This is a genomic window from Halopseudomonas sp. T1L2, from assembly GCF_055397385.1.
In genome coordinates, this window is sequence record NZ_AP040865.1 from 3676494 (window position 1) to 3697237 (window position 20744).

Here is a 20744-nt window from a genome sequence, read left to right on the forward strand (position 1 = left end):
ATGAATCCAGGTTCAGTCACAAAACGACTTTGTTTACAATTATACGCATGATGGGTTTAAAGAAAATCCGTATGATGATTTTCGCTTTCTACGGCTTGGCCAATGCAGCTACTCTCGCAAGGCCACGCTAACGTTTTTCAACTTATGCCATGCCCTGACAATCCTAAAAATAGTAGGTCATTCAATGCTCAATACTCGTATCCTCAAGCCGGCCGACGAGGCACGCTCCACTCCGCTGCTGATCAAAAACCTGCTGCTGACCGGGCAGCGTTATGAGCGTACGCAGGAAATCATCTATCGCGATCTGGTTCGCTACGACTACCGCACCTTCAACGAGCGCATCTGTCGTCTGGCCAACGCCCTGACCAAGGCCGGCGTCAAGGCTGGGGATACCGTTGCGATGATGGACTGGGACAGTCATCGCTATCTGGAGTGCATGTTCGCAGTGCCGATGTTGGGTGCTGTCATGCATACCATCAACGTCCGTTTGTCACCGGATCAGATTCTCTACACCATGAACCACGCTGAAGACGTGGTGGTGCTGATCAACAGTGAGTTCGTGCCGATCTACAAGGCCATTGAAAATGACCTGACCACGGTCACCACGACTATCCTGCTGACCGACGAAGACGATAAAACCGCCGACCTCCCAGGCTTTGCAGGAGAGTATGAGCAACTGCTGGCCGCGGCTGAGCCAACCTACGAGTTCGCCGATTTCGATGAGAACTCGGTTGCTACGACCTTCTATACAACGGGCACCACCGGTAACCCCAAGGGTGTGTACTTCACCCATCGTCAGCTGGTTCTGCACACGTTGGGGCAGGCGGCTTCACTGTCTGCGCTCGACAGCATTCGCCAGCTCGGCAACCGTGATGTGTACATGCCGATCACGCCGATGTTCCACGTTCATGCCTGGGGCATCCCGTATACCGCCACCATGCTGGGGATCAAGCAGGTCTATCCGGGCCGTTACGAGCCCGAACGTCTGGTGCAGATGATCAAGGATCACAAGGTGACGTTCTCGCACTGTGTTCCGACCATTCTGCAGATGGTTCTGAACGCCGAAGGTGCGAAGGACTTCGACTTTGGCGGCATGCGCGTGATCATCGGTGGCAGCGCACTGAATCGTTCGCTGTATCTGGCGGCCAAGGCCAAGGGCATGCAGCTGGGCGCCGCATACGGTATGTCGGAAACCTGCCCGATGATCTCTGCCGGCTACCTTAACCTGGAGCTGGAGCAGGCATCGGAAGACGAGCAGATCGCTCATCGCATCAAGGCTGGTGTGCCCGGTCCGCTGGTCGAGGCGCAGATCATGGCACCGGATGGCACTCTGCTGCCGCAGGACGGTGAGACCCAGGGCGAGCTGGTGCTGCGCGCACCCTGGCTGACCCAGGGCTATTTCCGCGAGCCGGAGAAGAGTCAGGAACTGTGGGCCGGCGGCTGGATGCACACCGGTGACGTGGCAACCATCAGCCCGATGGGCTTTATCGAGATTCGCGACCGCATCAAGGATGTGATCAAGACCGGCGGTGAGTGGCTGTCGTCCCTCGAGCTTGAGGACCTGATCAGCCGCAGTCCGCTGGTTGCTGAAGTAGCGGTGGTGGGCGTGCCTGACCCGCGCTGGGACGAGCGTCCGTTCGCATTGATTGTCCCCGCCGCCGGTCAGACAGTCACCGCAGACGCGATGGCCGAGCACCTGATGCCCTTTGTTGAAGAGGGGCATATCAACAAGTGGGCGATTCCGCGTCAGATTGCGGTGGTGACGGAAATCCCCAAGACCAGCGTCGGCAAGCTCGACAAGAAGCGCATTCGCACTGAAATCGCCGGCTGGCTGGACGCCGGTGCGGAGTGCATTTCCTCGCTCACCTGATTCGTCTGCCAGTGAATGACCGCATCGTTTTTACGATGCGGTTTTTTTTGCCTGTTCGCTACCCATGGCAAGGTGAATCATAACGGGTGTTTTGTCTCGCCATTGTGGCGGTGTGACCGTTCGGTCTGTTTCTGTATGGCCCGTTCTAGGTGGGTTTTACGGGTTTTGTGCGGGTTCTTTATATTTGCCCTATGGGACGAACGGGCTTGCTTAGCCCGTAGTCAATCAGTAGAGTCTCTGGCCTCTCAAGTCGTATAAGAATCCTAATAAAACCCGTCGCTGCGTTGCCCCTGTGTCTATCATTTCGGGTAATGCGGGCGATGTTGCGCGTCCGAAAGTCTGACGGCAGGCACCGTGTGTGCTCCTTGAGGGATAAACACCGGTCATGGTTGTGGCAATGCGCATGCTGATGGCCGGTTACCCCAAACAACTCCAAGCAAAACAGGGCGAACCCATGAAACCCATCACTATTGCTTCTTTGACTCTGGCCACTGCGCTTGCTGCGCCGACGGCGTTTGCTGCGGTCAGCGCGCAGGACGCCGCCAAGCTGGGCAGCAGCCTGACCCCGGTTGGCGCAGAGGTTGCCGGCAACGCAGCCGGCACCATTCCCGAGTGGACCGGCGGCCTGGCAGCCGATGCCGCGCCGGTCGATGCCAACGGCTTCCTGGCCAACCCCTACGCCGGTGAGCAGCCGCTGTTTGTCATCACCGCAGCCAACTATGAACAGTATGCCGAGAACCTGGCGCCGGGCCAGATTGCCATGTTCAAGCGCTACCCCGACACCTTCAAGATGCGCGTATTTGCCAGCCATCGCTCTGCTGCCTTCCCGCAGGCGGTATACGACGCTGCGGCTGCCAACGCGACCAGCACCAAGCTGGTTCAGGGCGGTAATGGTCTGACCGACTATCGCCTGGCCTATGCCTTCCCGATTCCGGCCGATGGGCTGGAAGTCGTCTGGAACCACATTACCCGCTACCGCGGCAACGCGTTCCAGCGCACCGTAGTGCAGGCTACCCCGCAGACCAATGGCAACTTCAACGTGGTGCGTTTTGTCGAGGAGTACGCCGTACCGGCCGGTCTGGAGGATTACGACGCCAGCGCGCCGACCGACATGCTCTATTACTTCAAGCAGCAGGTAACCGATCCGGCGCGTCTGGCGGGTAACGTTCTGCTGGTTCACGAGACCATCAACCAGGTAGCGACGCCGCGTATGGCGTGGTTGTACAACGCAGGCCAGCGTCGCGTGCGCCGCGCTCCCCAGGTGTCCTACGATGGTCCGGGTACTGCGGCCGACGGCATGCGTACCTCCGACAACCTGGACATGTACAACGGCGCCCCCGATCGCTACGACTGGGAGCTGGTTGGCAAGCGCGAAATGTTCATCTCCTACAACAACTTCGAGCTGGGCTCGCCGCAACTCAAATATGACCAGATCTTCCAGGCCGGCCATATCAACCAGGACCTGACGCGTTATGAGCTGCACCGCGTCTGGGAAGTGGTTGCCAACGTCAAGCCGAGTGAGCGTCATATCTATGCCAAGCGTCATCTGTTCCTTGATGAGGACTCCTGGCAGGCTGCCCACATCGATCATTACGATGGTCGCGGCGAGCTGTGGCGTGTAGCCGAGGCGCACTCGGTTCAGCGTTATGCCGACAAGGTGCTGGGCTACACCATGGAAACCCTGTACGACCTGGTCGCCGGCCGTTACCTGGTGATGGGCGCAAACAACGAAGAGCGTGCCAACTACAACTACGGTTACAAGACCTCGAGTGTCGAGTTCACTCCGACTGCCCTGCGTCAGTCCGGCGTGCGCTAAGCGTTCGTTGCAGTAGACACAACGCCCGGCTCTGTCGGGCGTTGTGCATTCTACTGGCGGCATTGGCCATCGGCGGCTGGCCGCCGGGCGTCAGGCTCCCTATACTCCGGAACAGGACAGTCTCCGTCGTGCCAGTTGCGCGGCGTATGCCCATTGCCATTTTCCGGACGCAAGATGACCTCAGTACCTGCCCTGATTCGTGAAACCTTTCCCGTTGGCCCGCTGCAGTGCAACTGCACCCTGATTGGTGATCCGATCAGCAAGAAGGCGATTGTGGTTGATCCGGGCGGAGACCATGAATTTATCGTCAAGCGTCTGAACGAGCTGGGGCTCAAGCTGGTCAGCATCATTCACACCCATGCCCACCTCGACCACTTTCTCGCCTCCGGTGAGCTGAAAAAGCTGACCGGCGCGACCCTGCATCTGCACAAGGAAGACCAGTTTCTCTGGGATAGTCTGGAAATGCAGTGCAAGATGTTCGGCATTCCCTACAAACCGGCGCCGGCGCCGGACCAGTGGCTGCAGGATGACGAGGAGCTGGCCTGTGGCTGCGGTGTTGCCCTGCATACGCCCGGGCATACCCCGGGCTCGATGAGTTTCTGGTTCCCGGAGGGCAAGTTGCTTATTGCCGGTGATACGCTGTTTCGCCGCGGCATCGGTCGTACCGATCTGTGGGGCGGAGACTATCGTCAGATTGAACGATCGATTCGCGAAAGACTCTATACGCTTGATGAAGATGCGGTTGTGGTGACCGGGCACGGGCCCGACACCCGCATTGGTGACGAGATTCGCGAGAATCCGTTTATTCGCGGCTGATGTCCGCGCGTTTTCCGTTCCAGTCTGTGCGGGCTGGACACAGAACCAACCAGAACAAGGGAATTACCATGAAAAGCCAAGGTTTGATTATTGCAGGTGCCTGCGCACTGATGATTGCCGGGTGCACCAACAACCCCTACACCGGTGAGCAGCAGGCAGGTAAGTCGGCTGTTTATGGCGGGATTGGCGCGCTGACCGGTGCAGCCATCGGCGCGGCGACCTCCAGCAGCGATGATCGTGCCAAGGGCGCTCTGATCGGCGCGGCCGTGGGTGGCGCTGCTGGCGGTGGCTATGGCTACTACGTCGACAAGCAGGAACAGCGCCTGCGTCAGGAGCTGACCGGCACCGGCGTGCAGGTCATCCGTAACGGCGACACCCTGCAGCTGGTCATGCCGGGCAACATTACCTTCGCCTCCGGCTCCTCCGACATCTCCAGCAGCTTCTATCCGACGCTGAATTCGCTGGTCAAGGTGTTCCAGGAGTTCGACAAGAACGGCATCAACATCGTTGGCCACACCGACAGCACCGGCTCCATGGAGCTGAACATGCGTCTGTCGCGTGAGCGTGCCGCCAGTGTTGCATCCTATATCGCCGGCCAGGGCGTCAGCGGTGCGCGTATCAGCAGCGCCGGTGTTGGCCCGAGCCAGCCGATCGCCAGCAACGATACAGAAGCGGGTCGCGCGCAGAACCGTCGCGTCGAGATCACCCTGCGTCAGCTCTGATCACAGCATGCAAGCCAAAAGGCCAACCGGGAAACCGGTTGGCCTTTTTTGGATTCGTCGCGGGTTAATGGGGGAATTACTTCCTTATTGAGCTGGGGCTGATTCAGCCTTTCGCCTTTACGGCGAGCCAAGGGGGGCCGCTTGCCCGGCCCCCCTTGGCGATCCCCCCGGGCACCCGGCTACGCGGCCCTTCGGGTTCGCTGCGTTGCTCGGGCCGACGGGGAGTCGCAGAACTCGGGGCTGCGCCCCTCAAACATGCTGCGACTCTTTTTCCCGCCAGCCCTGCGCTACTCGCCCGCGTAAACGGGACGAACCCCGGTGCGCACTCCACCATCAGAGCATTCGGTTTATCGCGCTGGAAAAGCGGATCGCATCACACCCGGACTCGCGCGATGAACCATCTTATTGCCGTGAGAACTCAATGGGTCGAGCGATCCATCGGCGTCGGGTACTGCTGGTGCAGGCGCGCCAGGTGGGCGTCCTTGTCGGTCCACAGCTGGTTGACCCAGGCTTGAAACTCGGCACGGAAGGCTTCGTCTTCCTGGTAGTTGCGGCCGAGAAATGCTGCCGGAATCGGCTTGAGTTCAAGGTGCATGACCACGTGCCTGACCTTTCCGCACAGCAGGTCCCAGAAGCTCGGGTTGCCGTCGGGGTAGTGGATGGTGATATCCAGCAGCGAGCGCAGCTGCTCGCCCATGGCATCAAGCACAAAGGCGACACCGCCGGACTTGGGTTTGAGCAGGTAGGTGAAAGGGGACTGTTGTTGCTGGTGCTTGGCCGGTGTCAGGCGGGTGCCCTCAAGGAAGTTGAACACCGCAACCGGGGTGGTCTTGAATTTTTCGCAGGCCTTGCGGGTCGTTGCCAGGTCCTGGCCGGCCTTTTCCGGGTGCTTGGCCAGGTAGGCCTTGGTGTAGCGTTTCATGAACGGGAAATCGAGCGCCCACCAGCACAGGCCGATGATGGGGACCCAGATCAATTCCTGTTTGAGGAAGAACTTGAGCATCGGCATATGGCGGTTGAGTACATGCTGCAGAGCCAGAATATCCACCCAGCTCTGGTGGTTGCTGGTGACCAGATACCAGCCGTTGTAGTCGAGCCGCTCCAGCCCTTCGATATCCCAGCGGGTGCGCCCGCTGAGCGCCATCCAGCCGCTGTTGCAGCTGATCCAGAACTCGGCGATGCGGATCATTACCCGGGTGCACCAGGTGCGCAGGGGCGGTATGGGCACCAGTTTGATCAGCGCGAATACGAAGAGAATCGGTGCATGAAACAGGGTGTTCAGCACCAGCAGCAGGGCAGCAATAATGCCACGCACGGGGGCAGGCAGAAACGACAGCATGGGTTGGCTCGTCCAGGGGCCGCTGGCGGGCGGCCGTGTTATGGGTTACTCGTTGTTGTAGGCCTGGATCGCGGTTAATGCAATGGTGTAGACGATATCGTCGACCAGCGCGCCGCGTGACAGGTCGTTCACCGGCTTGCGCAGGCCCTGCAGCATGGGGCCGACGCTTACCACGTTGGCGCTGCGCTGCACTGCCTTGTAGGTGGTGTTGCCGGTGTTCAGGTCAGGGAACACGAATACCGTTGCCTGTCCGGCCACCGGGCTGTCCGGCGCCTTCTGGCGGCCGACGCTGGCGATGGCGGCGGCATCATACTGGAGTGGGCCGTCCAGCAACAGTCCGGGCTCCCGCTCGCGGGCCAGGCGGGTCGCCTCGCGGACCTTTTCTACCTCGCTGCCACTGCCGGAGCTGCCGGTCGAGTAGCTGATCATGGCGACCCGTGCGGGGATGCCAAAGGCTTCTGCCGACCGGGCACTCTGAATAGCGATTTCGGCCAGTTCCTCGGCATTGGGCTCGGGGTTGACCGCGCAGTCGCCGTAGACCAGCACCTGCTCGGGCAGCAGCATGAAAAAGATCGACGACACCAGGTTGTAACCGGGGGCGGTCTTGATCAACTGAAAGGCCGGGCGAATGGTGTTGGCGGTGGTGTGGATGGCGCCGGACACCAGTCCGTCGACCTCGTCCAGTGCCAGCATCATGGTGCCCAGCACCACGTTGTCTTCCAGCTGTTGCAGCGCCATTGGCTCGTTCAGGCCCTTGCCTTCGCGCAGCTTGACCATGGGCGCCACGTAGCGCTCGCGCACCTGGTCGGGGTCGACGATCTGCAGGCCCTCCGGCAGGCTGATGTGCTGGGCGCGGGCAACGGCTTCAACCGACTCGCGCTTGGCCAGCAGAATGCAGTTGGCGATGCCGCGGCGCTGGCAGATGGCAGCGGCCTGTACGGTACGCGGCTCGTCGCCCTCGGGCAGCACGATGGTCTTGGCTGCATGCTGGGCCTGGCGCACCAGTTCGTAGCGAAAGGCTGGTGGCGACATGCGCTTCTCACGTGGCGTATCGCAGCGCTTGGCCAGCCAGACGTGGTCGATATGGCTGGCAACAAAATCGGTCACCTTGTTGGCGCGCTCGCGATCATCAATCGGAATCTCGCGGTTCATGCGGTCGAGCTGGGTCGCGGTGGCAAAGGTGTCGGTCGGCACGCCCAGAATCGGCAGGCCCTGATCCAGAGCCGGCTGGCACAGTTGGATGACGCGCGGGTTGGGTTCAAAGCCGCCGGTCAGCAACAGGCCGGCCAGCGGTGTGCCGGACAGTGCCGCCAGCGAGCTGGCAATTATGATGTCGTCGCGATCACCGGGGGTGACGATCAATGCACCCGGGCGCAGCAGATGAATGATGTTGGGGACGGTGCGCGAGCACAGCGCCATTTCCATCACCCGGCGTTGCTGCATCTCGCCGGCGTGGAAGGTGGTCGCCTTGAGCAGCTCGGCAATGTCGGCGGTGCGCGGCGCGTTCAGCTCGTCCTGCCAGGGCACGCAACCGATCAGGCGGAAGTCGTCGGTATCCAGTCGGCTGGATGCCTCGCGCAGACTCTGGGCGAAGTCCTTGAGTGTGCTTTTGAGTGTCGGCCGGTCGGGAATGTCGGTCGCGGTATCGGTCGCCAGTGCCCGTACCTTGTTGATGATGACGCCAAGCACCTTGGGGTGTTTGGGGCCGCCGAAGGTTTGGGCATTGATCTCGATTCGGTCTGCCAGGGTGGTGAAGTCGTCGCCGTCAGGGGCGGTCACCAGAATCACGTCGGCGTCCAGGCTCTTGGCCAGTTGCTGATTGATCTGCGCGGCGTAGTTGCTCTGGCGGGTAGGGACCATTCCTTCAACCACCACCACATCGGCACCGTCGGCTGCCTGCTGGTAGCGGCTGACAATCTCCTCCAGTACCTCGTCCAGCTCGCCCATGGCCAACTGGTGCTCAACCTGCGCCAGCGGCATGGCCGGCGGCGGCGACAACCCCAGGGTGCGGCTGATCAGTTCGCTGGAGCGCTCCGGGCCGTCGTCCCCGGGGTGCGGCTGGGCGATGGGCTTGAGAAAGTGCACCTTGAGGCCGGTCCGTTCCAGCGCCCGGATCAGGCCGAGGCTGGTGGAGGTCAGGCCGACACCGAAGCCGGTCGGCGCGACGAAAAACGTGTGCAGGCTCATGCCGTTTGGCTCCTTGGCTGGGTATCGAGCAGATCCAGGCTTTCCTCGGCTATCTGGCGCTCCTCATCGGTAGGAATTACCAGAATGGCCGGTGACCCTTTTGCCTCGATGCGACCTGCCTGGCCGCGCGGCAGTGCGCTGTTGTTGTCCGGGTCGATGCGCAGGCCCAGTACCGCCAGGTGCTTGAGGGTCAGTGCGCGGGTCAGCGCTGAGTTCTCGCCGATGCCGCCGGTAAAGATCAGGCCGTCGATACGCGGCAGGGCAACCGACAGACCGGCCAGCGAGCGAGCCAGGCGGTAGCAGAATACTTCGATCGCCAGCTGCGCGCCGCTATGGCCGTCGGCGCGGGCCTGCTCCAGCTCACGCATGTCGTTGGACAGCCCGGACAGGCCGAGCAGTCCGCTCTCGCGGTTGAGCAACTGCTCGATACGGTTCAGGTCCCAGCCCAGGGTGCGGGCCAGATGGGCGTGCAGGTTGGGGTCAACGTCGCCGCTGCGGGTGCCCATGACCAGGCCCTCAAGGGGCGTCAGCCCCATGCTGGTGTCCATGCTGCGTCCGTCCAGCACGGCGCAGCTGGAGCAGCCATTGCCGAGATGGGCGGTCAGCCAGGCACCGTTGCCCTTGCCGAGACCGGTCAGCAGACCGGCCTGATCGCTGACGTATTTGTGGCTGGTGCCGTGAAAGCCGTAACGGCGTACGCCGTGCACGGCGTACAGCTCGTCGGGCAGCGCGTAGCGGAAGGCGTGCGGCGGCATGGTTTGGTGAAATGCCGTATCGAACACCGCAACCTGTGGCGTCTGCGGCAGCAGCTGCATGGCGGCGCGGATACCGGTCAGGTTGGCCGGATTATGCAATGGTGCCAGCGGGACGTTGGCTTCGATGCCTGCGATGATGTCGTCGTTGAGCAGTTGCGCGCTGGTAAAGCGCTCTCCGCCATGGACCACCCGGTGGCCGACCGCACTCAGCGGTTGATCAAGATGGCGCTCAACCATTGGTAACAGGGCGTTCAGTGCATCCAGATGGGTCGCGTTGGCGAGCTCGCCGCGCTCACCGTCAGAGGTGGTGTAGCAGGCCTGCGAGGTGTTCAGTCGCTCGGCGATGGCGTCGAACAGGGCGCCCGGTGTGTCTTCGCGGCGCAGCGCCATCTTGATGGAGGAGCTGCCTCCGTTGATGACCAGGACCAGTCTGTTTGTCATGGGATTGTGCGAGTTCCTTTCAGCCGGATGTCATCTATGGACCGCCGGATATCGATTGCGTTCGGCTATCTTCCGGTGACCCACTGGTCGGGTCAAGCCGTGCGTTTCGGTGCCATAACGCGTACACTCGAGCCTCTTATACCCTCAATCACAGGAAAGAGATTATGCAGATTGCCGCCAACAAGGCCGTGTCCATCGACTACACCCTGACCAATGACGATGGCGAAGTGCTGGATTCGTCCGTCGGTGGTGCGCCGCTGGTTTACCTGCACGGTGCCGGCAATATCATTCCGGGCCTGGAAAAGGCGCTGGAAGGCAAGGCGGCCGGTGACGACGTCAAAGTAACCGTCGAGCCGGAAGAGGCCTATGGCGAGTTCAACGCCGAGCTGATCGCCGTGCTGGGTCGCAACATGTTTGAAGGTGTCGACGAGCTGGAAGTCGGCATGCAGTTCCACGCCTCCGGTCCGGACGGCAGCATGCAGATCGTTACCATCAAGGCGCTGGAAGGTGATGAAGTCACCGTCGACGGCAACCACCCGCTGGCTGGCGAGCGTCTGACCTTTGAAGTGAAGGTTGTCGCGGTGCGTGACGCCAACGAAGAAGAAATCGCCCACGGTCATATCCACGGCGAAGGCGGTCATCACCACTAAGTGGTAATGGCAGCATGAGAACCGGGCCCTGGCCCGGTTTTTTTATGTCTGCAGGAACGCGCTGCTGCTTTCTGCTGATTGATTATTATCAACGGTATTTATATTGATTATTTCGCTCTATCAGGTGAAGTTGACCGGTCGTATAGTGCTCGGCATGAACACGATTCAAGATAAACGCGCGCGCATTCTCGCCTCGGGTACCAGCGTCATGCTGCGCAAGGGCTATAACGGCACTGGCGTGCAGGAGATTACCCAGGGCGCCGGTGTGCCCAAGGGGTCTTTCTATCATTACTTCGAGAGTAAGGAAGACTTCGCCATTCAGGCGCTGCACTACTACTACACGCCGCGTATCGAGCGTTTTGCCGATGCCCTGAGTGTGCCCGAGCTGTCGCCGCGCGAACGCGTTCTGCGTTGCTATCGTGATCTGGTTGGGTATTTCGCCAACCAGGAACAGCCCAGTCATCAGTGTTTCATTGGCAGCCTGTGTCATGAAATGGCGGAGGAAAGCCAGCCTATAGGCTATGCCGCCAGTGCCATCCTGCAGCGTTCCAATCAGGTGCTGGCAGATTGTCTGGCCGAAGCGCAGTCCGCAGGCGAGATTGCGGCTGATCAGAATCCGGCGGAACTGGCCGGGTTTATCAGCGCCGCCTGGGAGGGTGCCCTGTTGCGCATGAAGGCGGATCGTCAGATTGGTCCCTTGCGCGTGTTCATTCAGCAGCTGGAGCGTCTGCTTCAGCCCTGAAAGCTATTTCACCAAGACAAGACGACTGGTCAGCTCGCCTGCTGGCAGGCGCTCTGGTCTGTCCCCCGTTCAGGAGATTATGTATGTCCACAGCCGTAACCCCGCTGTTCAAGCCCTTCACTCTGGGCAATCTGGAGCTGTCCAACCGCATCGTGATGGCGCCGATGACCCGTAACTTCTCGCCCAAGGGTGTGCCGAATCAGGCGGTGGTCGACTACTACCGTCGCCGCGCCGAATCCGGTGTCGGTCTGATCATCACCGAAGGCACCGTGGTTGATCACGTCGCGGCCAACGGCTACCCGAATGTTCCCCACTTCTATGGTGACGAGGCGCTGGCCGGCTGGAAGCAGGTTGTTGATGCCGTGCACGCCGCCGGCGGCAAGATTGCGCCGCAGTTGTGGCACGTCGGCAACGTCCGTCGCCTCGGTACCGAGCCGGATGGGGATGTGCCGGGTTATGGTCCGATGGAAAAGCAGAAGGATGGCAAGGTGCTGGTCAAGGGTATGACCCAGCAGGACATCGACGACGTGGTTGCGGCGTTTGCCAAGGCAGCCAGGGACGCCAAGGATGTTGGCTTTGACGCCATCGAGCTGCACGGCGCACATGGTTACCTGATCGACCAGTTCTTCTGGGAAGGTACCAACCAGCGTGATGACCAGTACGGCGGCAGCATGGAGAACCGTGGTCGCTTCGCCGTCGAGATCATCAAGGCAGTGCGCGCCGCTGTCGGCCCTGACTATCCGATCATCTTCCGTTTCTCCCAGTGGAAACAGCAGGACTACACCGCGCGCCTGGCCCCGACCCCCGAGCTGCTGGAGCAGTTCCTGGCGCCGCTGTCTGACGCAGGCGTGGATATCTTCCACTGCTCGCAGCGCCGCTTCTGGGAGCCGGAGTTCGAAAGCTCCGAGCTGAACCTGGCTGGCTGGACCCGCAAGATCACCGGCAAGCCGTGCATTACCGTCGGCAGCGTTGGTCTGGACGGTGAGTTCCTGCAGTTCATGGTCAACACCGACAAGGTTGCCCAGACCGCCAATATCGACGGTCTGCTGGAACGTCTGGATGCGGACGAGTTTGATCTGGTTGCGGTTGGCCGCGCGCTGCTGGTTGATCCGCAGTGGGCCGACAAGGTGCGCGAAGGTCGCTTCGAAGACATCGCGCCCTTCAGCCGCGACGCGCTCAAGACTCTGGTCTGATTCGCAATGGCAGGCACCCGGGCTATTTGCTCGGGAGTGCCTGTGTCAGCGCAGGCTGCCGTTCGGCGGCCTGCACAAGATAGCGCTCGAAACGCGTTACCAGCGCACTCCAGTCCAGCTGGCAGGCCTTATGACGGGCATGCAGGCGGATGCTGCGACGTCCTTCCTGATCCGCCGTCAGCCAGCGCAGATTGTCGATGAATACCCGGTCGTGTGCGGGCGGTGCCAGGCTGCCGCTGTAGCGGTCCTGAATGTGCTGATGGGCTGCGGCGGTATCAAAGGCGCAGACCGCCAGCCCCGACGCCATGGCCTCGGTGACAACATTGCCGAAGGTTTCGGTCAGGCTGGGAAAGACAAAAATATCGGCGCTGGCATAGATTCGGGCCAACTCGTCACCCGTTTTTGCACCGGTAAAGATCGCCTCCGGCAGCTGTTTCTGCAGATCGGCAAGGGAGGGACCATCGCCAACGACGACCAGCTTCAGGTGGCTGTCTCGGGTGCTCTTCCCGGCTTCTTTCCATGCGCTTACGAGCAGCTCGGGGTTCTTTTCCGGTGACAGGCGGCCGACATGCAGCAGTACCAGATCATCCGGGCCAACCCCCCAGTTGGCGCGCAGAGTGGCGTCTCGGCGGGCCGGATGAAAGCGCTCGCAGTCGACGCCGCGACCCAGCAGTCCCAGGTGATTCAGGCCCAACCGGCTCAGCTCGCGCTGCTGGGTTGAGCTGGCAACCAGGGTGGTCTGGCTCTGGTTGTGAAACCAGCGCAGATAGCGCATGGCGGGCTCGTGCAGCAGGCCGAGGTGAAAGTGGTCACTGTATTGCTGGAAATTGGTATGAAAACCGCTGACTACCGCAATGCCGAGCCGTCGGGCGGTGCGCAGGGCAGACCAGCCCAGTGGGCCTTCGGTTGCAATGTAGACGGCGTCCGGTCGGGCCTGGCGCCAGAGTCGGGTGAGCAGGCGTCCGGCTGGCAGGCCCCATTGCAGGGATGGGTAGCCGGGAATCGGCAAGCCGCGGACCCGGTGTTCCTCCAGACTGCCCTGTGCGGAGCTGCCCGGTTGCTCGCCGCGCTGTGCCGGACGGATCAGCTGCAACTGGTGCTGGCGGCCGAGCAGGCCGCTGCATAGCTGGCCAAGGGTGTTGGCCACGCCATTGATCTGGGGTGGGTAGGTTTCTGTGACCAGCGCGAAGCGCCGGGCAGGGGCGAGGAATGTTGTCATGCTCCGAGTATGGTGAGCGGGCATGATCGCCGTGTTACATCGGTGTGACCATTTTATGAATCGCGTTGCTGGCGCTCACGTACCCACAGCAGCGTGGAGCCGGCGACGGCTGCGGGCATTACCAGCAGGTTCACCAGCGGGATCAGCATGCCAACGTAGACCGGCAGGCCGAAGCCGAGTGACAGGCTGCGGCGGGTCTGCATCCAGCGCAGCATGTCGGGGAAGCCGACCTTGTCGTTATCGGCCTGGTAGTCGACGTATTGCACGGCCATTATCCAGACCCCGAAGGCCAGCAACAGCGGCGATGCAATCAGGTTGACTACCGGTATCAGTGACAGCAGCAAAAGAGCGGCCATGCGTGGCAGGTAATAGGCCAGTTTGCGCAGTTCGCGACCAACGCTGTGCGGAATCACGGCGATGACGTCTTTCCAGCCTGTCTGCGGGCTGACTTCATTGCGCTCCTGCTCGGCAATTTTTTCCGCAAGAAAGCCGTAGAAGGGGGACGCAATGATATTGGCCAGCACACTGAAGCCGAAAAACAGCAGTAGCAGGACCACCAGTGCAAACATCGGCCACAGCAGCCATTCGACAAAGGCGGCCCAGTCCGGGAGCTGCGGCATGAGTCTGGCCATCAGCAGGTTGAACTGCTGGATTCCCCAGCCGATGAGCGCAGCGAACAGCAGCAGGTTGGCTATCAGCGGGATGATCACAAAGCGCCGCAGCCCGGGTTGCCTGATGACCTGCCAGCCTTCCTTGAGGTAATCGGGGCCACGTAGTACATCCGTTACTTGCTTCATTGGTGCGGGTCCTGATGGAAACGTGTATTGCAGAAATGTGCAGTGCTTCGCCGGGTACTATAGGGGTAAACTATTTGGCTGATACAGTCTTTGCAATTTCCACTTGTTTCAGGTCGCTATAAGCTGCGGCCTGTATTGCTCTGGAGGGTTGGATGAGCGTTCTGGTCAATCGTTCCGCGCCGGATTTCGTTGCTCCGGCGGTATTGGCTGATGGCAGCATTGTCGAGCACTTTGATTTCTCGACGCTGCGCGGCAAGTACGTGGTGATGTTCTTCTGGCCGCTGGATTTCACCTTCGTCTGCCCCTCGGAGATCATTGCCCATAACAACCGTATGGACAAATTCCGTGCGCTGGGCGCAGAGGTTGTCGGTGTTTCCGTGGACTCTCAGTTCACCCATTACGCCTGGCGTAATACCCCGGTGGAGAAGGGCGGCATTGGCCCGGTCGAGTTCACCATGGTCGCCGACGTCAAGCACGAGATTACCCGTGCCTACGGGGTGGAGCATGAAGATGGCGTTGCCCTGCGGGCGTCGTTTCTGATCGACCGCGACGGCATCGTCCAGCATCAGGTGGTGAACAATCTGGCGCTGGGCCGTGAAGTGGATGAAATGATTCGCCTGATCGAGGCGCTGCAATTTACCGAAGAGCACGGTGAAGTGTGCCCGGCCGGCTGGCGCAAGGGCCAGAAAGGTATGCAGGAGAGCGCCGAAGGCGTTGCCCGCTATCTGGCCGAGCACGCTGCCGAGCTTTGATCAACTGACTAGTTTTGGGGCAGTCGCTGCTGTTCAGGGTTCCCCTTACCCTCGGCTGCCCGTTTTATTCTTGCCGCCAGCGTGCTGGCGAAACTGGAGGTTTACATGTCTGAAGTGCGTCACACTCGCCTGATCATCCTGGGCTCCGGCCCGGCGGGCTACAGCGCTGCCGTTTACGCTGCGCGCGCCAACCTCAATCCGGTGCTGATCACCGGCATGCAGATGGGCGGGCAACTGACCACCACGACAGAAGTGGATAACTGGCCGGGCGACGTTGCCGGTGTGCAGGGGCCGGAGCTGATGGAGCGCATGCGTCAGCATGCCGAACGCTTCGAGACCGAGATCGTGTTCGATCACATCAACAAGGTGGACCTGACCCAGCGTCCGTTCACCCTGTGGGGTGACAGCGGTGAGTACAAGTGTGATGCGCTGATCATCGCCACCGGCGCGTCGGCCCGTTACATCGGCCTGCCGTCGGAAGAGGCGTTCATGGGCAAGGGCGTGTCTGCCTGCGCTACCTGTGACGGCTTCTTTTACCGCAATCAGGATGTCGCCGTGATCGGTGGTGGTAATACTGCCGTGGAAGAGGCGCTGTATCTGGCCAATATCGCCAAAAAGGTCACCCTGGTACATCGCCGTGATACCTTCCGCGCCGAGAAGATTCTGATCGACAAGCTGATGGCCCGTGTTGCTGAAGGCAAGATCGAGCTCAAGCTCAACGCCACGCTGGACGAAGTGCTGGGTGACGACAGCGGTGTGACCGGCATGCGCATCGCGCTTAACGCCGGCGGCACCGAAGATATCGCCCTGGCTGGCGTGTTTGTCGCCATCGGCCATACCCCCAACACCGGTCTGTTCGAAGGTCAGTTGGAGATGAAAGACGGCTACCTGAAGATCAAGAGCGGTACCGAAGGCAACGCCACCCAGACCAACATCCCGGGCGTCTTCGCCGCCGGTGACGTGGCTGACCACATCTACCGCCAGGCCATCACCTCGGCCGGCGCCGGCTGTATGGCGGCGCTGGATGCAGAGCGCTTCCTCGACGCGATGTAACCGCTGGTTCACAATGAAAGCCCCGCGTCAGCGGGGTTTTTTATTGAGCGACAGGTACCCTGCAGGGAGGCGCATTTGACAGATTGGCTAGTGGTAATCGGACTGACCCTGATGGCCGGCATGGCAATGCCCGCCGGGGCCCTGCTGGCCGGGGTGGAGCGGGTGCGGCCCAAGTGGCTGGACCAGGAGCTGCGCCACGGCATCATCGCCTTTGGCGGTGGTGCATTGCTGTCTGCGGTCGCGCTGGTGCTGGTGCCCGAGGGTATTGCCAAGGTTGATGCACTGGCTTCGGCCAGCTGTTTTATCGTTGGTGGGCTGGCGTTCATGTGGCTGGATATCGCTCTGTACCGCAACAAGACGCCGGCCAGCCAGATGGCCGCAATGCTGTCCGACTTTGTGCCCGAGTCGATTGCCCTCGGCGCGGCCTTTGCTGCGGGTGGTCACAGTGGCCTGCTGCTGGCGTGTCTGATGGCGCTGCAGAATCTGCCCGAGGGCTTCAACGCCTGCCGAGAGCTGCGGGCCAGCACCCATTACCCAATACGCCGCATTGCCAAGGGCTTTACCCTGATGGCGCTGCTGGGCCCGTTGTTCGGATTGCTTGGGTTTGGCTGGCTGGCGGCCTATCCTGAGGCGGTGGCGGCGGTCATGCTGTTTGCCGCCGGCGGCATCTGTTATTCAGTGTTCCAGGACATCGCCCCGCAGGCGAAGCTGGAACGCAAGTGGGCCCCGCCAATGGGCGCGGTGCTCGGGTTTGTATTGGGCATGGTCGGGCACCAGTTGACGATGGGGTGAGCGCGGCACAGATCGCCGAGCGGTTGTCGGTCAGTTGGGCTCGGCTTCGAGTCTTATGAAAAGGACGAACTACATGAAATCACGTTATCTGATGGTGGCAGCATCGTTCTCGCTTGCCGCTACAGCTTCGGCTAGCAGCTTTATTGGTACTACTGATGCCATCGGCTCCTCGCTGGCCAACAGTGCCGAGTCGAGCAGCAATGTCACTACCGGTGGGAACGACAAGGTAGTGCTGCAGGCGCGGGACGATGCGGCCAGCTTTGTCGCCAGCGATGGTGCGATCCGCGGCGTGCATCTGGAGGCTGCACTGGCGCATTTGCGCGCTCGGCAACCAGCGTCGCTGGCCACCGATATGCAGCTGGCCGAGGATATTCTGGCCCGTTGAGCAAGGTGTTGACCGGCTTGCCGTGTCGGTTTGCCTTGCTGCTGGCGCTGATCTGGAGTGTGCAGATCAGCGCCGCCTTGCGACTGGAGCCCGAGCTGGCAGGGCTGACTTCGCAGCAGCAACGCTTTACATACGACCTGCTCGAACAGGTCGACGAACGTCTGCCGCCGCGCCTGAAGGAGCAGCTTGATCAGATCGTCAGTGTGCGTTGGGCAGGCGACCTCAAGCCGCGCGTGGTGGGTCGCGCGACCTTTAATCATGAAATTCTGCTGAGCGCGCGCCTGCTGGTTGATCAGGACGAGTTGTTGGCACAGCGCACTCTGGTGCACGAGCTGGCGCACCTCTATGACCGGTTGGGACCGGCCGGTCTCGACTGGCGCTGCGCTGCGCGGCAGCACGCTCAGGGCCCGGTAGGCTTGCCGCCCCATTGCCGCGGGCAGACCGAACGGCGCTTTCGGTTGCGCGATGATCCGCGATTACTGGATCTGGCCGGCTGGCCCGAGTGGGTCGGTGGCCGTGGTCGGCGTGAGCGCGAAAATCGCCAGTTGCTGCGCTCACCTGATGCCTATGAGTTAGGCAGTCCTGCCGAATTCGTCGCGGTTAATGCCGAGTACTTCCTGCTGGACCCGAGTTATGGGTGTCGGCGGCCAGCTCTCTATCGGTTTTTTGTTGAACACTTTGACTGGGCGCCCTTCGATACTCGCTGCCCTGATGTCTATCCTTACCTGAACGCGGGGGCCGACAATCACCAGTCGCTGCTCGGATGGCTCGATCCCGAGCGGGTGTACGCGGTGCATTACCTGCTGGCAGAGCCGGATCAGACGCTGGCCAGCCGCTGGGGGCACAGTATGCTGCGCTTGGTGGTCTGCGCGCCCGGGCGCCCTCGTGGGCCGGACTGCCTGCTCGACCTTGAGCAGGATCTGGTGTTGTCGTTCCGGGCCTACGTTGACGATGTGCAGCTGTCGCATTGGGATGGGCTGGTGGGGCAGTACCCGTCGCGGCTGTTTATGCTGCCGTTGGCGCAGGTGGTTGATGACTACACCAAGCAGGAGTTGCGCTCCCTGCGTTCGGTGCCGCTGCAACTGAGTCGTGACGAGATTGAGGGCGTTGTGCAGCAGGCTGCCCAGCTGCATTGGGCATATGACGGCCGTTACTTTTTCGTCGGTAACAACTGCGCCGTCGAGACGCTCAAGTTGTTGCGTACCGGCAGTCGTAGCGAACGCCTGATTGATCTCGAAAGCCAGACACCGATCAGCCTGCTGCAGTTGCTCGAAGCGCGCGGGATGGCAAACGCCAGTGTGCTGACTGATGCGACCGAGGCCCTGCGCCTGGGCTATCGATTCGATTCCTATGCTGAACGCTATCGGTCGATATTCGCGCTGTTGCGCGAGCGGCTGGGGGTTCAGGTCACGGGGTTTGAGCAGTGGCTGGCGCTGCCTCCCGAGGCACGTGCGCGGTGGTTTGAGCACGCCGATTTGCGTTCGACGGCGGCGTTATTACTGCTTGAGCAGGCAGCACTGCGACGGCAGCTTCTTGACGCGCAGCATGCCCTGAAGGTGCGTTATCTGCGCGGTGCCGATAGTGAGGAGAGTGTGCGCGCCGCTGGAGAGCTGGTTGCAGCACTGCTTCGCGAACGTGGATTTCTCAGCCGTCCTGCGGATTTGCTGGCTGAGGGTTATGGTCTGCCGCAGCCGGAAGAATGGCAGGCGTTGAGTCAGCTTGGCGATCAGCGCAAGAATGTATTGCTGGGGTTGGAAGGCCGGCTGGAATCGGTATTGCCCGCGCTGCTGTCGGCTGAGCAGCAGCAACGCCTGGCGGCCGGGCAGCGCAATCTTGAACGGTTGCATGCGCAGGTCCGACGACTGAAAAGCGTTGAGAAATAACCGGGAGAGAATGTGCTGAAATCCATTCGTTGGGAACGAATGGTGCCCCGAGGGAGAATCGAACTCCCACTCTGTCACCAGAAACGGATTTTGAATCCGCCGCGTCTACCAATTCCGCCATCGGGGCAATGCAGGTGCGTACGAGCGTACGCTGGCTGGCGCGGAGTATACGGAGCCCGAACGGTCTCGGTCAATCCTGTGCGCGCTGGCTGATCGCCGTGGCAGCGGTTTTCGGCTACCATAGCGCCCTTTCCCAGGTAACTCCGGACTTCCTTAGCGCATGCGTCTCAGTGACTTTCATTTCGACCTGCCCGATGAGCTGATCGCACGGCATCCGCTGGCCGAGCGGCGCGCCAGTCGGTTGTTGTGCCTCGACGGGCCGACCGGCCAGCTGGCTCACCGTCAATTTGTCGATCTGCTCGAGTATCTGCGCCCCGGCGATTTGATGGTGTTCAACAATACCCGGGTAATTCCGGCCCGCCTGTTTGGTCGCAAGGAGACCGGCGGTGCGCTGGAAGTGCTGGTTGAACGAGTGGTCGACGAGTTTCGGGTGCTGGCGCACATTCGTTCCAGCAAATCCCCCAAGCCGGGCAGCCGTATCCTGATCGATGGTGGCGCCGAGGCCGAGATGGTGGCACGCCATGATGCGCTGTTCGAGCTGCGTTTTGCCGAGCCGGTATTGCCGTTGCTGCAGCGGGTCGGTCACATGCCGCTGCCGCCCTACATCGATCGCCCTGATGACGAGGCGGACCGCGAGCGCTATCAGACGGTGTATGCAAAGCGCGAAGGTGCCGTAGCGGCGCCGACCGCCGGGCTGCATTTCGACCGACCGCTGCTCGATGCCATCGCCGAGTTGGGCGTGGAGACGGCGGAGGTCACCCTGCATGTCGGCGCGGGTACGTTCCAGCCTGTGCGGGTCGACAAGATCGAAGAGCACGTCATGCATCAGGAGTGGCTGGAGGTTACGCCCGAGGTTGTGGCTGCGGTCGAGGCCTGCAAGGCGCGCGGCGGGCGGGTGATCGCGGTGGGCACCACCAGTGTGCGCTCGCTCGAGTCGGCTGCTCGCGATGGCGTGCTCAAACCGTTCAGTGGCGACACGGACATCTTTCTGTATCCGGGCAAGCCGTTTCATGTGGTGGACGCGCTGGTCACCAACTTCCACTTGCCCGAGTCGACCCTGCTGATGCTGGTGTCGGCGTTTGCCGGTTATCCCGAGGCCATGGCTGCCTATCGTGCAGCGGTGGCCGAAAAGTACCGTTTTTTCAGTTACGGTGATGCGATGTTCATCACCCGCAATCCGGCCCCGACCGGGCCTGAGGTATCGTCATGAGT

18 protein-coding genes and 1 tRNA gene are annotated in these 20744 nt (G+C 61.3%); 13 read left to right on the forward strand and 6 right to left on the reverse strand.

Annotated features, from left to right (window positions below; genetic code table 11):
- Nucleotides 1-184 precede the first annotated feature (184 nt).
- The 4 genes from ACZ5WQ_RS17360 (at nucleotide 185) to ACZ5WQ_RS17375 (ending at nucleotide 5224) form a co-directional block, all read left to right on the forward strand.
- Nucleotides 185-1870 carry a fatty acid--CoA ligase gene (locus tag ACZ5WQ_RS17360; protein WP_464382759.1) on the forward strand — a complete coding sequence of 562 codons (1686 nt, stop codon included), beginning with the start codon at nucleotides 185-187 and terminating at the stop codon, nucleotides 1868-1870.
- Between the two features lie 454 nt (nucleotides 1871-2324).
- Nucleotides 2325-3686, forward strand: coding sequence for a DUF1329 domain-containing protein (locus ACZ5WQ_RS17365; protein ID WP_233049029.1), 1362 nt, complete (start codon nucleotides 2325-2327; stop codon nucleotides 3684-3686).
- Between the two features lie 174 nt (nucleotides 3687-3860).
- On the forward strand, nucleotides 3861-4502 hold the full coding sequence (locus tag ACZ5WQ_RS17370) for an MBL fold metallo-hydrolase (protein WP_335600207.1): 642 nt from the start codon (nucleotides 3861-3863) through the stop codon (nucleotides 4500-4502).
- A gap of 68 nt (nucleotides 4503-4570) precedes the next feature.
- A complete protein-coding gene (locus ACZ5WQ_RS17375; RefSeq protein ID WP_088274683.1) occupies nucleotides 4571-5224 on the forward strand; it encodes a YiaD family glycine zipper/OmpA-like lipoprotein in 654 nt (217 codons plus the stop codon).
- Nucleotides 5225-5642: 418 nt separating this feature from the next.
- On the opposite strand, the gene ACZ5WQ_RS17380 is transcribed toward ACZ5WQ_RS17375, so the two are convergent.
- The 3 genes from ACZ5WQ_RS17380 to ACZ5WQ_RS17390 are packed head-to-tail and all read right to left on the reverse strand — an operon-like array spanning nucleotide 5643 to nucleotide 9946.
- Nucleotides 5643-6563 (reverse strand): acyltransferase, encoded by a 921-nt coding sequence (locus tag ACZ5WQ_RS17380; RefSeq protein ID WP_233049031.1) that lies wholly within the window; start codon nucleotides 6561-6563, stop codon nucleotides 5643-5645.
- Between the two features lie 45 nt (nucleotides 6564-6608).
- Complete coding sequence (gene pta, locus ACZ5WQ_RS17385; RefSeq protein WP_338213392.1) at nucleotides 6609-8744, reverse strand: phosphate acetyltransferase; 2136 nt, start codon at nucleotides 8742-8744, stop codon at nucleotides 6609-6611.
- Between the two features lie 2 nt (nucleotides 8745-8746).
- Nucleotides 8747-9946: an acetate/propionate family kinase gene (locus ACZ5WQ_RS17390; protein ID WP_233049032.1), complete on the reverse strand. Its 1200-nt coding sequence runs from the start codon at nucleotides 9944-9946 to the stop codon at nucleotides 8747-8749.
- Between the two features lie 164 nt (nucleotides 9947-10110).
- Here ACZ5WQ_RS17390 and ACZ5WQ_RS17395 point away from each other — a divergent pair, with 164 nt between their 5' ends.
- The 3 genes from ACZ5WQ_RS17395 to ACZ5WQ_RS17405 all read left to right on the forward strand — a co-directional run bounded on the left by ACZ5WQ_RS17395 (nucleotide 10111) and on the right by ACZ5WQ_RS17405 (nucleotide 12531).
- Nucleotides 10111-10596 (forward strand): FKBP-type peptidyl-prolyl cis-trans isomerase, encoded by a 486-nt coding sequence (locus ACZ5WQ_RS17395; RefSeq protein WP_088274689.1) that lies wholly within the window; start codon nucleotides 10111-10113, stop codon nucleotides 10594-10596.
- 154 nt (nucleotides 10597-10750) lie between these two features.
- Nucleotides 10751-11338: a TetR/AcrR family transcriptional regulator gene (locus ACZ5WQ_RS17400; RefSeq protein ID WP_338213384.1), complete on the forward strand. Its 588-nt coding sequence runs from the start codon at nucleotides 10751-10753 to the stop codon at nucleotides 11336-11338.
- Between the two features lie 83 nt (nucleotides 11339-11421).
- The gene (locus tag ACZ5WQ_RS17405; RefSeq protein WP_228247508.1) at nucleotides 11422-12531 is read left to right on the forward strand and encodes an NADH:flavin oxidoreductase; all 1110 of its coding nucleotides are present in this window, start codon (nucleotides 11422-11424) and stop codon (nucleotides 12529-12531) included.
- A gap of 22 nt (nucleotides 12532-12553) precedes the next feature.
- Here ACZ5WQ_RS17405 and ACZ5WQ_RS17410 read toward each other — a convergent pair whose 3' ends face one another.
- Nucleotides 12554-13750 carry a glycosyltransferase family 4 protein gene (locus ACZ5WQ_RS17410; RefSeq protein WP_464382760.1) on the reverse strand — a complete coding sequence of 399 codons (1197 nt, stop codon included), beginning with the start codon at nucleotides 13748-13750 and terminating at the stop codon, nucleotides 12554-12556.
- Nucleotides 13751-13803: 53 nt separating this feature from the next.
- Complete coding sequence (gene cysZ, locus ACZ5WQ_RS17415) at nucleotides 13804-14547, reverse strand: sulfate transporter CysZ (protein WP_464382761.1); 744 nt, start codon at nucleotides 14545-14547, stop codon at nucleotides 13804-13806.
- A 152-nt stretch (nucleotides 14548-14699) separates the two neighbouring features.
- Here cysZ and ACZ5WQ_RS17420 point away from each other — a divergent pair, with 152 nt between their 5' ends.
- From ACZ5WQ_RS17420 to ACZ5WQ_RS17440, 5 genes are all read left to right on the forward strand, one after another.
- Complete coding sequence (locus ACZ5WQ_RS17420; RefSeq protein WP_088274697.1) at nucleotides 14700-15299, forward strand: peroxiredoxin; 600 nt, start codon at nucleotides 14700-14702, stop codon at nucleotides 15297-15299.
- Between the two features lie 105 nt (nucleotides 15300-15404).
- Nucleotides 15405-16352 (forward strand): thioredoxin-disulfide reductase, encoded by a 948-nt coding sequence (trxB, locus tag ACZ5WQ_RS17425; protein WP_228247505.1) that lies wholly within the window; start codon nucleotides 15405-15407, stop codon nucleotides 16350-16352.
- Between the two features lie 75 nt (nucleotides 16353-16427).
- Complete coding sequence (locus tag ACZ5WQ_RS17430; RefSeq protein ID WP_228247504.1) at nucleotides 16428-17144, forward strand: ZIP family metal transporter; 717 nt, start codon at nucleotides 16428-16430, stop codon at nucleotides 17142-17144.
- A gap of 73 nt (nucleotides 17145-17217) precedes the next feature.
- Entirely contained in the window at nucleotides 17218-17529 is a 312-nt protein-coding gene (locus ACZ5WQ_RS17435) for a DUF2388 domain-containing protein (protein ID WP_233049035.1), read from the forward strand.
- A gap of 5 nt (nucleotides 17530-17534) precedes the next feature.
- The gene (locus ACZ5WQ_RS17440; RefSeq protein ID WP_464383668.1) at nucleotides 17535-19412 is read left to right on the forward strand and encodes a DUF7844 domain-containing protein; all 1878 of its coding nucleotides are present in this window, start codon (nucleotides 17535-17537) and stop codon (nucleotides 19410-19412) included.
- Nucleotides 19413-19452: 40 nt separating this feature from the next.
- On the opposite strand, the gene ACZ5WQ_RS17445 is transcribed toward ACZ5WQ_RS17440, so the two are convergent.
- A tRNA-Leu gene (locus ACZ5WQ_RS17445) sits at nucleotides 19453-19539 on the reverse strand.
- 153 nt (nucleotides 19540-19692) lie between these two features.
- Between ACZ5WQ_RS17445 and queA the strand changes: the two genes are divergently transcribed.
- The gene (gene queA / locus ACZ5WQ_RS17450; RefSeq protein WP_088274703.1) at nucleotides 19693-20742 is read left to right on the forward strand and encodes a tRNA preQ1(34) S-adenosylmethionine ribosyltransferase-isomerase QueA; all 1050 of its coding nucleotides are present in this window, start codon (nucleotides 19693-19695) and stop codon (nucleotides 20740-20742) included.
- Nucleotides 20743-20744: the final 2 nt, after the last annotated feature.